12 protein-coding genes are annotated in these 15,436 nt (G+C 60.4%); 8 read left to right on the top strand and 4 right to left on the bottom strand.

Annotated elements, in window-relative coordinates; translation table 11 throughout:
• The first annotated feature begins 63 nt into the window (after positions 1–63).
• Positions 64–1,491: a PTS transporter subunit EIIC gene (locus ACTG2U_RS08375; protein ID WP_042080616.1), complete on the top strand. Its 1,428-nt coding sequence runs from the start codon at positions 64–66 to the stop codon at positions 1,489–1,491.
• A gap of 1 nt (position 1,492) precedes the next feature.
• Here the strand turns inward: ACTG2U_RS08375 and ACTG2U_RS08380 are convergent, their stop codons facing one another.
• Positions 1,493–2,365 (bottom strand): LysR substrate-binding domain-containing protein, encoded by an 873-nt coding sequence (locus tag ACTG2U_RS08380; protein ID WP_439974344.1) that lies wholly within the window; start codon positions 2,363–2,365, stop codon positions 1,493–1,495.
• Positions 2,366–2,465: 100 nt separating this feature from the next.
• Here ACTG2U_RS08380 and ACTG2U_RS08385 point away from each other — a divergent pair, with 100 nt between their 5' ends.
• From ACTG2U_RS08385 to ACTG2U_RS08395, 3 genes are all read left to right on the top strand, one after another.
• Positions 2,466–3,482 (top strand): zinc-binding alcohol dehydrogenase family protein, encoded by a 1,017-nt coding sequence (locus ACTG2U_RS08385; protein WP_075115402.1) that lies wholly within the window; start codon positions 2,466–2,468, stop codon positions 3,480–3,482.
• A gap of 537 nt (positions 3,483–4,019) precedes the next feature.
• On the top strand, positions 4,020–4,898 hold the full coding sequence (gene prmA, locus ACTG2U_RS08390) for a 50S ribosomal protein L11 methyltransferase (protein ID WP_005338919.1): 879 nt from the start codon (positions 4,020–4,022) through the stop codon (positions 4,896–4,898).
• 163 nt (positions 4,899–5,061) lie between these two features.
• Positions 5,062–5,616, top strand: coding sequence for a sugar O-acetyltransferase (locus ACTG2U_RS08395; RefSeq protein WP_439974345.1), 555 nt, complete (start codon positions 5,062–5,064; stop codon positions 5,614–5,616).
• 380 nt (positions 5,617–5,996) lie between these two features.
• On the opposite strand, the gene ACTG2U_RS08400 is transcribed toward ACTG2U_RS08395, so the two are convergent.
• On the bottom strand, positions 5,997–6,545 hold the full coding sequence (locus ACTG2U_RS08400; RefSeq protein WP_439974346.1) for an NAD(P)H nitroreductase: 549 nt from the start codon (positions 6,543–6,545) through the stop codon (positions 5,997–5,999).
• A gap of 114 nt (positions 6,546–6,659) precedes the next feature.
• Positions 6,660–8,699 (bottom strand): oxidoreductase, encoded by a 2,040-nt coding sequence (locus ACTG2U_RS08405; protein ID WP_439974347.1) that lies wholly within the window; start codon positions 8,697–8,699, stop codon positions 6,660–6,662.
• 208 nt (positions 8,700–8,907) lie between these two features.
• On the opposite strand from ACTG2U_RS08405, the gene sppA reads away from it, so the two are divergent.
• Positions 8,908–10,752 carry a signal peptide peptidase SppA gene (sppA, locus tag ACTG2U_RS08410; protein WP_439974348.1) on the top strand — a complete coding sequence of 615 codons (1,845 nt, stop codon included), beginning with the start codon at positions 8,908–8,910 and terminating at the stop codon, positions 10,750–10,752.
• A gap of 347 nt (positions 10,753–11,099) precedes the next feature.
• Here the strand turns inward: sppA and ACTG2U_RS08415 are convergent, their stop codons facing one another.
• Positions 11,100–13,205, bottom strand: coding sequence for a TonB-dependent hemoglobin/transferrin/lactoferrin family receptor (locus tag ACTG2U_RS08415; protein WP_139442008.1), 2,106 nt, complete (start codon positions 13,203–13,205; stop codon positions 11,100–11,102).
• 193 nt (positions 13,206–13,398) lie between these two features.
• On the opposite strand from ACTG2U_RS08415, the gene ACTG2U_RS08420 reads away from it, so the two are divergent.
• Genes ACTG2U_RS08420 through ACTG2U_RS08430 form a run of 3 tightly spaced genes read left to right on the top strand, consistent with a single transcriptional unit; the run spans position 13,399 to position 15,371 of the window.
• Positions 13,399–14,370, top strand: a complete 972-nt coding sequence (locus ACTG2U_RS08420; protein ID WP_439974349.1) for a ChaN family lipoprotein — start codon at positions 13,399–13,401, stop codon at positions 14,368–14,370.
• Between the two features lie 25 nt (positions 14,371–14,395).
• Complete coding sequence (locus tag ACTG2U_RS08425; protein WP_421301559.1) at positions 14,396–14,950, top strand: cysteine hydrolase family protein; 555 nt, start codon at positions 14,396–14,398, stop codon at positions 14,948–14,950.
• Between the two features lie 37 nt (positions 14,951–14,987).
• A complete protein-coding gene (locus ACTG2U_RS08430; protein WP_439974350.1) occupies positions 14,988–15,371 on the top strand; it encodes a hypothetical protein in 384 nt (127 codons plus the stop codon).
• Positions 15,372–15,436: the final 65 nt, after the last annotated feature.

The following is a 15,436-nucleotide window of genomic DNA, read 5'->3' on the forward strand; positions in this document are numbered from 1 at the left end:
ACTATCCCCAAATAGGTGTTTTCCGGTTAAACTGTGCGCCAAGTCACAGAACGTAGCCGCTGTATGCCCGTTAAAGCCACTCGACAAGTCGTTACTCAAGCCCTGCAGCGGCTCGGTTATGCCCTGCTGCTGCCCGTCTCCATCCTGCCGATGGCGGCGCTGATATACCGGCTTGGTCAACCCGACGTGCTCGATTTGGCGGTGCTCTCCCTCACCGGTCAGGCGATCTTCAGCCAGATGCCGCTTATCTATGCGGTGGCGATCGCCTTTGGCCTGAGTCGGCAGGAGCTGGGCGGACAGACGCTGGCGGGTGCGGTCAACTTCCTGCTGCTCAGCACCGCCTTCAATACGCTGGCTCCCAACCTGCACGCCGACATGATCTGCGGCCTGCTGGCGGGGCTAACCACTGCCATCATCTACCCCTGGGTTCACCAGCAAACACTGCCCCGCTGGCTGCAGATCGCCAGGGGAGAGTTTCCCAGCCTGCTGGTGTCGGCCTTGGCCTGCCTGCTGATCGCCATCCCCCTCTCGCTGCTGTGGCCGCCGCTGGAGCGCGGGCTGACCCTGCTCACCTCGGAGCTGCTTACCACGCCGTTTGGCGCCTTCTGCTACGGCACCCTCAACCGCTTGTTAATCCCGCTCGGGCTGCATCAGGTATTGGGCAGCGTCATCGGCCTTGGCGAGAGCAACCTGCAGGCGCTGGCCACCGCCCAGCCCCTTCATGAAGGATATGTAGCCGGTCTTTACCCCATCATCATGTTCGGCCTGCCGGGTGCCTGTTTTGCCATCTGGCTGCACCGCCAGCGGATGCAGCGGCTGCCGCAGGGCGGGCTGCTGCTCACCCTGGCGCTCACCTCGGCACTGGTGGGTATCACTGAACCTATCGAATTTCTGTTCGCCTTTACCGCCCCCTGGCTGTTTCTCGCCCACGCCCTGCTGACCGGACTGTCGCTGGCGGTCTGTAGCGGGCTGGGGATCAAGGTGGGCAGTTACTTCTCCGCCGGTCTGCTGGATCTGGTGCTGAGCTATCAGGCAGGGGAGCACAGCTTCTGGCTCATTCCGGTCGGTATCCTGTTTTTCGTCGCCTACACCCTGCTCTTTTACCAACTGCTGGAGCGTGCCCCCCTCAGCATGCCGAGCAAGCCCATCGCGGTGGAGCATCCGCGCCTTGCCAGTGTTGCCCCCTCAGACCCGCAGATGCTGGCGATCCAGTATCTCAAGGTACTGGGCGGGATGGACAATCTGGTGGCGATGAGTGTCTGTATCACCCGCCTCAGCCTGCGGGTGCGCGATATTTCACTGGTGGATGAATCTCGCCTGCTAGGCCTGGGCTGCCTCTCCTGGATCCAGCTCAACGACCACCAGCTGGTGCTGGTGCTGGGCCCCAGCGCCAGCCTGATTGAAGGGCAGATCCGCATGCTGGCGGAGCGCCAGTCGGTCCCCCTCGGCCTCAAACCCAATCAGGAATCGGCCAGCCAGAGCAGCTGGTAACTCAGGCAAACAGCAACCGCTCGGCCACGAAATCCATCAGGGTGCGCAGAGCGGGGGCCAGATGCTCCCGACTGGGATAGATTAGGTAGAACGGGTTGGCCGGAATGGGCTGATCCGGCAACACCTTCTGCAATCGCCCCACCGCCAAATCCCCTTCGCAGACATGGTGGGGCAACAGGGCAATCCCCCCGTCATGGAGCGCCATCTCCCGCAGCGCCAGCAAGCTGTTGCTGACACAGGCCCCCTGCGGCCGCCAACCCCCCTCTTGCAATGGCCACACCGGCATGGCCGAGTGCACCAGACAGGCATAACGGCCCAGCTCGCTCAACTGCTGCGGCATGCCGTGGGCCGCCAGATAGGCGGGCGCAGCCACCAGATGACGCGCCACCTGACCGATACGCCGACAGATGAGGCTGGAGTCTTTCAGCGGCGCCGCCCGCAGCGCCAAATCATAACCTTCCCCCACCAGATCGAGCTGTTCATCGCTCAGAGTCAGCTCCAGCACCACTTCGGGATAGAGGGCGCGAAACTCGGCGAGGATCCGGCCAAGCAGCAGGGTGCCGGTCGCCTCGGGGGCGGTGATCCGCACCCGCCCCGCCGGGGCCGAGCGCAGCCGTGCCATCGCCAGATTGGCGCTGCGGGCCAATGCCAGCAGCCCCTGACAGTGCTCCACATAGAGCTCCCCCTGCGGAGTCAGGCTCAACCTGCGAGTGGTACGCTGCAACAGCCGCACCCCGAGCTGGGATTCGAGCCGCGAGATCTTCTGGCTCACCGACGACTTGGGCATACCAAGCAGCTCGGCGGCCCGGGTAAAGCTTCCCTGCTCCACCACGGTGGCAAACAGTCCCATCAACTCCAGATCGACATTGTTCATATATTCAAACAGTCTTTACCGATTACCCATCTTAATCTTGATAATCAACCAGACTAGAGTGAGTGGCAATCCCGAACACAGCGATTTGAAAGGAAAAACCATGAAAGCCATTGCCCTGACTCACTATCTGCCAAGCGACCACCCCGACTGTTTCATCGCCGCCAACCTGCCCGATCCGGTTCCGGGCCCGCGGGATCTGCTGGTGCGGGTTACCGCCACCTCCGTCAATCCGGTAGATACCAAGGTGCGCTCCCCCAAGGCCAAAATTGAAAGCTCGCCTCGGGTACTCGGCTGGGATGCGGTGGGGGAAGTGATCGCCATCGGCAGCGAAGTCACCCTGTTCAAGGCGGGCGACCGGGTCTGGTATGCCGGTGATATCAGCCGCCCCGGCAGCAACAGCGCCCTGCAACTGGTGGATGAGCGCATCGCCGCGATCGCCCCCACCACCTTGAGCGATGTGGAGGCCGCCGCCCTGCCGCTCACCGCCATCACCGCTTGGGAAACCCTGTTCGAGCGCTTCGCTCTTACCCGCGAAAGCCGTGGCAAACTGCTGATCATCGGCGGCGCCGGTGGCGTGGGCTCCATCGCCATCCAGCTGGCCCGCCAGCTCACCGACATGGAGGTGATTGCTACCGCCTCCCGCCCCGAGAGCCGCGAGTGGTGCCTCGAGATGGGCGCCCATCAGGTCGTGAACCACCACAAGTTGCAGGAGGAGCTGACCGCCCTTGGCATCACTCAGGTCGATGCCATCTTCTGCACCAACGCCACCGCCGAGCACTGGGCCACCATGGCAGGGCTGATCCGCCCGTTTGGCCATATCTGCACCATCGCCGAATCGAGCGAGCCGTGGGATCTCTCCCTGCTCAAGAGCAAGAGCGTCACCTTCAGCCAGGAGTTCATGTTCACCCGCTCCCTGTTCCAGACGCCGGACATGATCGAACAGCACCGCCTGCTCGGCCGGGTGGCTGCACTGGTCGATGAAGGGGTATTGCAGACCACCCTGACCAGAACCATCCCGTCGCTGACCCCGGTCACGCTGGCTCAGGCCCATGCCGAGGTGGAGGCGGGCCGCATGGTAGGCAAGCTGGTGATCGACATGAGCGGCTTTGCCAACTAAGCCCTCCAACGCACCATGATGGGATAAGTTCACCAAGGAGATGCCCCAAACGGGCACAATCAGCTGCACTCATGACAGCCTGTGGCAGACCAACGTCCGACAATCAGCCAAAAAAGAGGCCATTTCGCGAGAAATGGCCTGAATACCTGAACATTGGGGTAACAATCACACACATATCCTTATGCAGGACATATTCGTCTCTGCATCTGGCGTGCCAACAGCAGCATGAATGCGCCAAAACGGCGTCAGCCCGTCCTTGAGCAAGGTGCCAACCTTGCTCTTTTTTTATCTGGCAGACTGTTTACCAGGCAAACAAGTGCAGATAAAAAAATGCCACCCGAGGGTGGCAGTGAAAGATGACGGAACTTGAGCAAAGCGTTCAGCGAAAACCGGTCGTCTTCGCCTGCATAGAGCAATACAGGAACCGTGCCAATCCGGCAAAAGCCCCCGAATCCCTCCACGTCATGGGCAAACCACGACAGCACTGCCCCATGATGGTAGAATCTCGCGGTTTCACATTTATGAAGAGTCGACGCCATGCCCTGGATACAAATTCGAATCAACGCCACTGCCAAGACCGCAGACAAGGTGAGCAACATGCTGCTGGGGCGTGGAGCCCAGGCGGTGACCTTTATGGATGCCAAGGATGTGCCCGTCTATGAACCCATGCCCGGTGAAACCCCGCTCTGGGGCGAGACCGAAGTGATGGGTCTGTTCGATGCCGAAACCGATCCGGCTCCCACCATCGCCTTCTTCCAGCAGATCTTCGGCGAAAATGTCGGCTACAAGGTCGAGCAGCTGGAAGACAAGGACTGGGTGCGCGAGTGGATGGATCACTTCCACCCCATGCAGTTTGGCGAGCGCCTCTGGATCTGCCCGAGCTGGCGCGACGTGCCGAACCCCGATGCGGTCAACGTCATGCTGGATCCGGGTCTGGCCTTCGGTACCGGTACCCACCCCACCACCGCCCTCTGCCTGCAGTGGCTGGACGGGCTGGATCTGACCGGTAAAACCGTGGTCGATTTTGGCTGTGGCTCCGGCATTCTCGGCATCGCAGCCCTGAAACTGGGTGCCGCCCGAGTTATCGGCATCGACATCGACCCGCAAGCCATTCAGGCCAGTCGCGACAACGCCGCGCGTAACGGCGTCGCCGACCAGATTGAGCTCTATCTGCCAGCCGACCAGCCGCAAGATGTCGAAGCTGACGTGGTGGTCGCCAACATCCTGGCCGGCCCGCTGCGCGAACTGGCACCGCTGATCGCCGGTCACGGCAAAGCGGGCAGCCTGATGGCCCTCTCCGGCGTGCTGGAAAGTCAGGCCCCGGAACTGGAAACCATCTACGGCCAGTGGTTCGAGATGGACCCGACCGCCGTCAAGGAGGAGTGGTGCCGCCTCTCCGGCCGCAAGCACGGCTAAACATAGCTCCCGCTCTCAAGGCGGAAAGTCAGCATCTTTATCAAACAAGAGCACCCGCGGGTGCTCTTGTTGTTTCTCCCCCTTTCCCACTCTGGGGGACGGTTCACGCTTCTCTGGCCAATGAGGGATTAACATCGTTCTTCCACATCATTGAGGCCCTGCCATGAGCGAATACCAGAAGATGATTAGCAGCCAACCGTACAACTGCATGGCACCCGAGCTGGCCCAGTTGCGCCGGGAGGCGGCACGGCGCTATCGCCGTTTCAATCAGGCGGAAGAGGAAGCAGAGCAGCGGGCACTACTGGCGGAGCTGATTGGCGAACTGGCAGAGAACGCCTTTATCTGCCCACCCCTCTACTGTACCTATGGCCGTGATATTCAGCTTGGTAAGGACTCCTACATCAATATGGGAGCGACCCTGCTGGACAATGCCCCCATCCGCATCGGAGCCAACGTGATGATTGGGCCAAACGTGCAGATCTATACCGCAGCCCATGCACTGGAGGCCGACAAACGAATTCAGGGCACAGAGACGGCGCTGCCGGTCACCATTGAAGACAAGGTCTGGATTGGTGGCGGCGCCATCTTGCTGCCCGGCGTCACCATAGGGCGGGAGGCGATCGTCGGCGCTGGCGCCGTAGTCACCAAAGATGTACCGGCCGGAGCTCGGGTAGTCGGCAATCCAGCCCGGATCCTGCCAGCCAAAAACAGGGCATAAGGCTGCCAACCGGGCTGCATGACGATGCTGCCATCAGCTCACAGCAACCCCGACACCCCATAAAAATAAAGCCCAATGTCACGAAGACGTTGGGCTGTTAAAAGGTGCTACGGAATTGCGACTCTCATCGCAGAAAAATTAGAAGGAGTGCCCTTCTAAACTGGCAGGGAGATATTAGCGAATGCGCAAACGTTTTACATAGTGAAATACAACAGGATTGCGAGGTACATCGCACTATTTAAATAATTACCTGCTATGACGCGCGAAGCCTCTTTGGCCCATTTATTTTCCCCAATTTCTCTGGTTACTATTCACGGTTAAACAGAAAAGCCCCGATTTCTCGAGGCTTTGCTTCTCTCAACCGCAACGTGGCCGAAAAGTCAGAAACGGCGGACAAACTCATCAAGCGGCAGCTCGCGCAGTTTACGCGCTTCCAGCATGGGGGTACCGAGATAGAGGAAACCCACCAGCTGATCCTCTCCCGCCAGCCCCAATCCCTTGTTGATCTGCTCATCGAAGATAAACCAGCCGGAGCGCCAGATACCGTTGAAGCCCTGTGCCTGCGCCGCCATCTGCATCGCCATCAGGGCACAACCGGCAGAGAGCTCCTGCTCCAGTTTCGGCACCTTGGGGTGATCCTGATAACGGGTTGCCACGGCGACGACCAAGGGCGCCCGCAGTGGCGCTTCGCTGCACTTCTTGATGCTCTCTTCATCTTCACCGCGGGCACGGGCCGCCTCGGCCAGCAGTTTGCCCAGCCGCTCGCGCCCCTCTCCTTCAAACAGAATGAACTGCCAGGGAGTCAGGGTGCCGTGATCCGGCGCGCGCAGGCCCGCTTTGAGGATATTGTCGAGCACCTCACCGCTCGGGGCGGGCTCGGCGAGACGGCCACAGGAGTGGCGGTTGAGCAACAGGGTGAGGGCATCCATGGGCAATTCCTTCTCTGGGGCAATGATGGCGCTACCTTAGCACAGCACCGAATGAAGAAAACCCCTGAGGCTCAGGGGTTTATCGCACTATAAAGGACAAGAGGGCACAGCTGGCTAGATGACCGCAGCCAGCTCGGCCCCTTGCCGGATGGCGCGCTTGGCATCCAGCTCGGCTGCCACGTCGGCACCACCGATGATGTGTACCGGCTTGCCTGCAGCCTGCAAACCCGCCTGCAGCTCCTTGAGGGGCTCCTGCCCGGCGCAGACGATCACCTGATCCACCGGCAGACACTGCTTGCTCTCGCCCACCTGAATGTGCAAGCCCTCGTCATCGATCCCCAGATATTGCACCCCGGAGAGCATCTGCACCTTGCGGTTCTTGAGCACGGTACGGTGGATCCAGCCGGTGGTTTTGCCAAGGCCGTCACCCACCTTGCTCTCCTTGCGCTGGAGCAGCCAGATCTGGCGCTCGGGGGCGTCGATTTCAGGAACCGTGAGGCCACCGCGCTCGCCAAGCTGTTTGTCGATGCCCCACTCCTTGAGCCAGTGATCACGGTACCCATCGGCATCCGTCTCCACCTTCTTCTCGACCCTTTTCTCCACAAGGAATTCGGCCACATCAAAGCCGATGCCGCCGGCACCGATCACCGCCACCTTCTGGCCGACCGGCTTGTGATCCCGCAATACATCGAGGTAGTTCAATACCTTGGGATGCTCGATCCCCGGGATATTGGGGGTGCGCGGACGGATACCGGTGGCGAGGATCACCTCGTCAAAACCACCGCCGAGCAGGCTCTCGGCACTCTGGCGCTGGCCCAGATAGAGCTCGACGCCGCACTTCTCCAGCCGCTTGGCAAAATAGCGCAGGGTTTCGTGAAACTCCTCCTTGCCCGGGATCTGCTTGGCGAAGTTGAACTGGCCGCCGATTTCGCTGGCCTGATCGAACAGGCTCACCTGATGACCGCGCTCGGCAGCGTAGCAGGCAAACGCCAGCCCGGCCGGGCCCGCCCCCACCACCGCCAGCTTCTTGGGCTGGGGCACGCGACCGAATGTCAGCTCGGTCTCGAAGCAGGCGCGGGGATTGACCAGACAGGAGGCGCGCTTCTGCTTGAACACATGGTCGAGGCAAGCCTGATTGCAGGCGATGCAGGTGTTGATCTCGTCCGCACGGTTCTCGGCCGCCTTGATGACAAACTCGGGATCCGCCAGGAAGGGGCGCGCCATGGAGACCATATCCGCCTCGCCCCCCGCCAGAATCCGCTCGGCCACCTCGGGGGTGTTGATACGGTTGGTGGTTATGAGGGGCACCTTGAGGTGTTTTTTCAGCTCGGCGGTCACCCAGCTGAAGGCGCCGCGCGGCACGCTGGTGGCGATGGTGGGAATACGCGCTTCGTGCCAACCGATGCCGGTGTTGATGAGGGTCACCCCCACCGCTTCCAGCGCTTTGCCGAGCGTAATCACCTCTTCCAGGGTCGAGCCCTGCTCCACCAGATCCAGCATGGAGAGGCGGAAGATAATGATGAAGTCGGTGCCGACCCGCTCGCGAATGGCGCGGACAATCTCCACCGGAAAGCGCATCCGGTTTTCGCTGCTGCCGCCCCAGCCATCGGTGCGTTTGTTGGTGCGCTCGCAGATGAACTGGTTGATGAGATAGCCTTCCGACCCCATCACCTCAACCCCGTCATAACCGGCCGCCTTGGCCAGCGCTGCTGTAGCAGCGAAGTCGCGAATGGTGCCGCGGATCTGTCGCTCGCTCATGGCGCGTGGCTTGAACGGGGAGATGGGGGCTTTGAGGGCGCTCGGGGCCAGACTGAAGGGATGATAGGCGTAACGACCGGCATGGAGGATCTGCAGCGCTATCTTGCCCCCCTCCTGATGCACGGCGCTGGTCACCTTCTTGTGCTTGCTCACCTGCCAGGGGAAGCTCAGCTGGGAGCCGTGAGGTACCAGCCGACCGCGCAAGTTGGGGGCAATGCCGCCGGTGACGATAAGGCCAACACCACCACGGGCGCGCTCGGCATAAAAGGCGGCCAGCTTGTCAAAACCGCCCTTCTCCTCTTCGAGGCCGGTATGCATGGAGCCCATCAAGACGCGGTTGCGCAGCTGGGTAAAACCAAGGTCGAGCGGGGTCAGCAGGGTCGGATAGCGGCTCACGATGCCTCCAGTTAATTTTTTGTTATCAAACTGAAGCTAGAGTAAAGAATCGAAAATTCTTTTTCAAACAAATGTTTGGACAATTTTTCAGCGAACAGCCGTGCCCTGAACGAAGATAGGCGGGATCCGCCAGTCGGAAATGGCAATTTCGCCCGCAACTGGTTAATAATGGCTCTTCTCTACCCATTAACAGGGCGATAACGCGACTATGTCTATTTTCAAAGGTCTGGGTTGGTTGTTCCGCAGCCTGTGGCGCCTGCTCAATTTCACCCGGCTGATGCTGGTCAATCTGCTGTTTCTCATCGTAGTGCTGGTCATCGTCTTCAGCGTCAGCCAGAAAGAGGCCCCCAAGGCGCCCATCGAAGGGGCGCTAACCCTCAATCTCAACGGCGTGCTGGTGGAGCAACGCTCCCAGACAGATCCCACCGTACAACTGCTGCGCCAGATGGACAGCAGCGACGAGCAGCCGAGCGAGATCGTCCTCTCCGACCTGCTGTGGGCCATCAAGAGTGCCAAGGATGACGAGCGCATCAAGGCGCTGGTGATCAAGCCACAAGGGCTGCAGGGAGCCAACTTCACCAAACTGCAGGAGGTGGCGAGTGCCATCGACTCCTTCCGGGAGAGCGGCAAACCGGTGATCGCCATGGCCGACTTCTACACTCAAGGCCAGTACCTGCTGGCGGCCCACGCCGATCACGTGCTGCTCAACCAGAGCGGCGCCGTGGTGATCGAGGGGCTTGGGGTCTACCAGACCTACTTCAAGTCGGCGCTGGAGAAGCTCAACATCACCCCGCATGTATTCAAGGTCGGCACCTACAAATCCTTCGTCGAACCCTATACCCGCGACGAGATGTCCCCCGAGAGCAAAGAGGCGAACCAGCGCTGGCTGGATCAGCTGTGGCAATCCTATGTGGCTGACGTAGCCGAGCAGCGGGAGATCGAACCCGAGGCGGTCGCGCCGGGCAAGGATCGCTTCCTCGAGCTGTTGCGCAAGGCCGGTGGCAATGCCGCCAACTACGCCCTCGACAACGGGCTGGTGGATCAGCTGGCCACCCGCGACGAGATGACCCAGGCGGTCATTAAAGAGGTGGGTGAAGCGGACGACCACGGCTGGAAAGGGGTCGGCCTGAAAGAGTATCTGGCTGCCATTCCGGAACAATATCCCCAGAGCGGCAAGGATGAGGTGGGTCTGGTGGTCGCCAGCGGCGCCATCATGGATGGCGTACAGCCTGCCGGAACCATCGGCGGTGATAGCCTCTCCGACCTGCTGGCCGATGCCCGCCGCGATGACAAGGTTAAAGCCGTGGTCCTGCGGGTCGACAGCCCGGGCGGCAGCGCCTTCGCCGCCGAGCAGATCCGCGCCGAGCTGCTGGCCCTGAAACAGGCAGGCAAACCGGTAGTGGTCTCCATGGGCAGCTATGCCGCATCCGGTGGCTACTGGATCTCCGCCGATGCGGACAAGATCTTCGCCTCCCCGACCACCCTCACCGGCTCCATCGGGGTATTCGGCATGTTCGCCACCATCGACAAGGCGTTGGCCCAGTTCGGGGTGCATACCGACGGGGTCGGCACCACAGATTACGTTGGCGTCGGCCCGACCCGCGCCTTGCCGGATCACGTAGGTCAGGCAATCCAGCTGAGCGTGGAGGATACCTACCAGCGCTTCATCGGTCTGGTCAGCAAGGGCCGTGGTCTGAGCCCGGAAGAGGCCGAAAAAGCGGCCGAAGGCCGAGTCTGGACTGGTGAGGATGCCAAGGCCCTGGGGCTGGTGGACGAGTTCGGCAATCTGGATGACGCCATCAAGGCAGCCGCCGAACTGGCCAACCTCAAAGAGTGGCAGGTGACCCCCATCGAGCAGGAGGAGTCCACCAAGGACAAGTTCCTGCGCCAGCTGTTTGACAGCAGTGCCCAAGTGCTGGCCCCCCAGTTGCAAAGCTGGCTGCCGGCTGGATTTGGCAAGGCATTGGTGAAAGTGAACCGCAGTCTCGACCCGCTCACCCGCTTCAACGATCCGCAAGGCACCTACGCCTTCTGCCCGGTCTGCGTGCTGTAGCGGATAACTGAAAATCACAATGTAAGAAGGTTGAACAGAAAAATCTGAGCCCACGACAGGTTCAGATCTTTTCAACTAATTTGAACGACTCACCCCCCCAGTGCACGGCACCGGGGGTTTTGTTTTCCTGGGCCCATATTGCGGACTATTTATCAAAAAAACTCGGCATTAAGTGCTTAATACAGCAAGAGTTATTGGCCAGTATGAAAACTAGAGAGACATTAAAAAAATCGACTCCAACAATACCCGGCACTTTTCCAGATACCACATGACAAAAAGCCCGCACCATATGGTGCGGGCCTTGGGTAGGCCGAGATGCTTCTAGCCCGGCTGCGTGTGTTGTCTTTTTAGAATACGTATTTGACCCGTGCACTCAGGTTGCGGCCCGGTTCGGTCATCATGCTGTTATCGGAGCCCTCGGCACGACCGGCGATGCGCTCGTAGCTGGTGTACTCCTTGTCAAACAGGTTGAAGACCCCGACGTTGAGCTGCAGGTCGGTCATCGGGTTGAACTGGGCGTACATATCCACCACACCCCAACCGGCGCTCTTCACGTAATCGTTGCCTTTGCTGTCTTTACGGACTTTGTCCATGTCGTCAGCAAAGCGCAGCGCGGTGTTGAAGTTCCATTGGGACTGTTCCAGACGCACACCGACGGAGCCGTTCAGCGGGCTCAGGCTGTTGATGTAGTTGCCATCCCCATCCTTGCCTTCGATGTAGGCGAGGTTGCCCCATACATTGACGATGTCGTTGAGCCAGTAATCCGCCTTGGCTTCGACCCCTTTGGTGGTCGCCTTGCTCAGGTTCTGGTACTGGTAGACGGCGGTGCGCCCCTCTTTGCCCACTTCCACCATCTCGATGAAGTCTTCAAACTTGTTGTAGAAGCTGGCTACTTCATAGCTGAAGCCGTTGCTGCTGCCACGCACGCCGAGATCGATGCCGTCGCTGCTCTCCGGATTGAGGTTCGGGTTGGGCTCGATGCGATAGCCGTACGCCTGATGGTTCAGAGTGGAGAAGGCACTGTCATACATGGGGGCCTTGAAACCGTGGCTGTACTGGGCGAACAGGTTGGCCGCCTCGTGGGCCTTGAACACCAGACCCAGCTTGGGTGACAACTCCCCTTCGGAGAACTTGTGCAGCTTGTCGCCTGTGTAGGCCGGATCGTTGTCCGGGGTCATCCGGTAGTAGTCATAACGGGCACCCGGGGTCAGCACCCAGCGCTCGCCAAACTTGATCTCGTCAAAGGCCCACAGGGCGCTGCGCTCGCTGGTGGTAGCCGGGAAGCTCAGCTCGTTGTAGCCGACAAAATCACCGGGAGTCGTCGGCCCCTTGTAACGGGTACGTTCGTTGTCGGTGTGCTCGTATTCAGCCCCCCAAGCCAGGCGGTGGTTGGCGACTGCCTTGTGGAACTGCAGCTGGGCGCCGATGTTCTTCTGATCGAACACGTTGTGATCCAGCGAGTTTTTGGTCACATAGGGGTTGCCGGGGCTGACCGGATACTTGGATGAGGCGTACTGATCCAGCGTCTGCTTGGTGCGGGCGAAATAGACCTTGCTATCCATCCGATCGGCCCAGCCTTGATTCAGCGCGATGCCGTGATCCAGCACCACTGAGAGGTTGTCGGTCTGCTTGTCGGTGATGGGCTGATCAAAGACACGGGCAGTGCCGGTACCGACCTTGTTGAGCTTGACCGCATCCGGCTCCTCGCCATCGGTCAGGTAGTCAACGGTCAGCTTGAGGAACTGCTCATCGGAGAGGTTCCACTTGCTCTTGAGCAGCAGGGCGTGGGTACCGATATCGAAGTCGTTCTTGGTGGAGTCGAAATTCTGGGTCACACCGCCATCGCGCCAGGTGTAGCGCAGCAGGTTCTCCACCTCGCCGGTGCGCAGGGCGCCGGTAAAGCCCGCCATCTTCTGGTGGCTGCTGGAGGCGTAACCGCTGGTCACATCCAGATAACTATCCTTGCCCTTGAGGAAGTCGCTGGCATCCTTGGTGGTGATGGCAATCACGCCACCCAGCGCATCGGAGCCGTAGGCGGCAGACGCCGGCCCCTTTGCCACTTCTACCTGCTTGATCATGTCGGTATCGAAGTAGCTCTGGCCAACACCGCCCTTGCTGTAGGCATCGTTCTGGCGCACACCGTCGCGCACCACCTTGACTCGGTTTTCCCCCATGCCGCGGATGATAAAGGTCTGCGCATCCCCCTGACCGCCCAGAACGGTCACACCGGGTTCGTAGCGGAACAGGTCGGCGACATTGGTGACGACCTGCTCTTCAATCTGCTTGGCGGTGATCACCGAGATGGGGCCGGAGACATCTTCCAGTTTTTGCTCCATCCGTGAGCCGCTGACGACCACGACTTCATCCGCCTTCTGGGTGGCAGCAAAGACCTGGGAGGAGAGACCGGCCGCCACGGCGAGGGCAACCAGAGAGAGTGCGTTATGATGGGTCACAGCGAATCCTTATTGAGAACTGTTATCAAACAGGCCGCATATTACCCGGCTCTCGACAAAGATCAACAAGAAACGAAATCATTCTCATTTGTTTTGAACCAAATTGGTTTTACACTGTCGCCCTGTGTTGCCCTTATTCTCTATTAGCCCCCCGAGATGCACCGGCATCCGGGCATATCAGCCGTGAGATCCCATGATTAGACGACTTCCCCTGCTCGCCCTGCCGCTGCTACTGGCAGCCTGTGCCACCCCCACCCAACCGACCCAGTCATCACAGTTGCAGACGCTCTATGACTACCGGCTAAGCAGCGAAAGAGAAGCAGACCTGACGCTGGAGCAGGCGATCGCGCGCATTGCCGACGCCGACATCATTCTGGTGGGTGAGCTGCACAGCCATCCCGCCGTGCATCTGTTGCAATCGCGCCTGCTGAGCGGGCTCTACACCGCTGGCCAGCAGCACGGGCGGCCATTGGCTCTCTCCATGGAGCAGTTCAGCCGCGCCGATCAGAAGACGCTGGATGCCTATCTGGCGAACCAGATTGGTGAAGCGGCCTTGATCCGCGAAGGCAACGCCTGGCCCAACTATCCGAGCGACTACCGCCCGCTGGTAGAGTTTGCCAAGGCTCACCAGATGCTGGTGATCGCCGCCAACGCCCCCAAGCCGCTGGTGAGCTGTGTCGGTCAGGAGGGGGCTGAGTGGCTCGACAAACTGCCCGCGTCGCGCCGCAGCCAGCTGGCCCGCCAACTGACGCTGGGGGATGATCCCTATCGCCAGAAATTTATGGCTTCCATGCACCACGGCGATGCCGACAGCAACGCCCGCCGCTTCGCTGCTCAGACCAGTTGGGATGACACCATGGCCGAGAGCATGGTGGATTATCTCGCCAAGCACCCGGGCCAGCAGATCATGCATATCGCCGGCAATTTCCACGTCGAGGGGGGGCTTGGACTCGCCAGTCGCATCGCCAGCCGCAATCCTGCCCTCAAGTTGGCGCTGGTCGTGCCCCGCACAGATGAGACCTCTGTTGCAGATCGCGCAGCCGATGTGCAGGTAACCATCATGCCGCTGCCTAAGCGCTGGCAAAACAGTGACGAGATGAAGCAAGATATGGGCGCGCTGCATCAATCCCGCAGTCGTGACTGCAGCCAGTGGCTGCAACCCTAATCTTCCAGGAAACGGCGGGTAAAATATGGATGTGTTACTGATCATCGATGTGCAGCAAGGCTTGTTCAACGAGCCCCGTTACCGCCAGGAGCAGGTGCTGGCCAATATCAATCGGGCTGCGGCCCATGTCAGGCAGCAACAGGGACGGGTCATCTATATCCAGCATGACTCGCCCCCCGGTACCGAACTGGAACCGGGCACACCGGGTTGGCAGTTGCACAGTGCGCTGCAACCGGCCAAAGGAGATAGCCGGGTGCGCAAAACGGCCTGTGACAGCTTTCTCGATACCGAGCTTGCCTTCCTGCTGGCCGAGCAGCCGGTCGATCGACTCATTCTCTGTGGCTGCGCCACCGATTTTTGCGTCGATACCACGGTGCGCAGTGCCGCCTCCCATGGGTACGAGGTGCTGGTGTTGAGCGATGGTCACACCACCGCCAATCGCCCCCATCTGAGCGCGGCCCAGATCACCGAGCACCATCACTGGATGTGGCGCCACCTCAGCCTGCCGGAGGGGCGCAGTGTCACCCTGCTCACCACTGACGAGCTGCTGGCAGTAACACCCGCCCTGCAGCCGTGCTAATCTGCGAGCCTCGCCTCGTTTCTCACTGGAGTCTGTCGTGCGCCTGTTGTCTGCCACCCTGTTGTTGATTGTTCCCCTGCTGTCGGCCTGCTCCAGCTTGCCCAGCCAGAAGTATGACGGGCCGGAACCCCTGTTTCTGACCCACATCAACGAGGAGGGGAGCAAGCGGTTCACCTTTGAAGCCGCGCCTAACGACACCTTGCCGCGCGGCCTCTCGGCGGCCCAGAGCCAGCGGCTGCTGGAACAGCGGGAGGCGTTACAGGAGAACCTGCTGACCGAGACCCTGGCGACCAAGCAGTATTGCCGCCAGGGCTACATCGTACTGAGCCAGACCTCCTGGAAGGTGCGGGGAGAGTGCAACGAAACGGCCACCGATGCCGATCGTCGCGCTTTTCCCAACAAGGCCAGCTGGCAGGATTGAAAAGGCCGGATGAGATAACGCAATAAAAACGGGCAGCCAATTGGCTGCCCGTTTTGTTATGACGG

It is taken from the genome of Aeromonas sp. 95A (assembly GCF_051919235.1).
Lineage (GTDB): Bacteria > Pseudomonadota > Gammaproteobacteria > Enterobacterales > Aeromonadaceae > Aeromonas > Aeromonas veronii.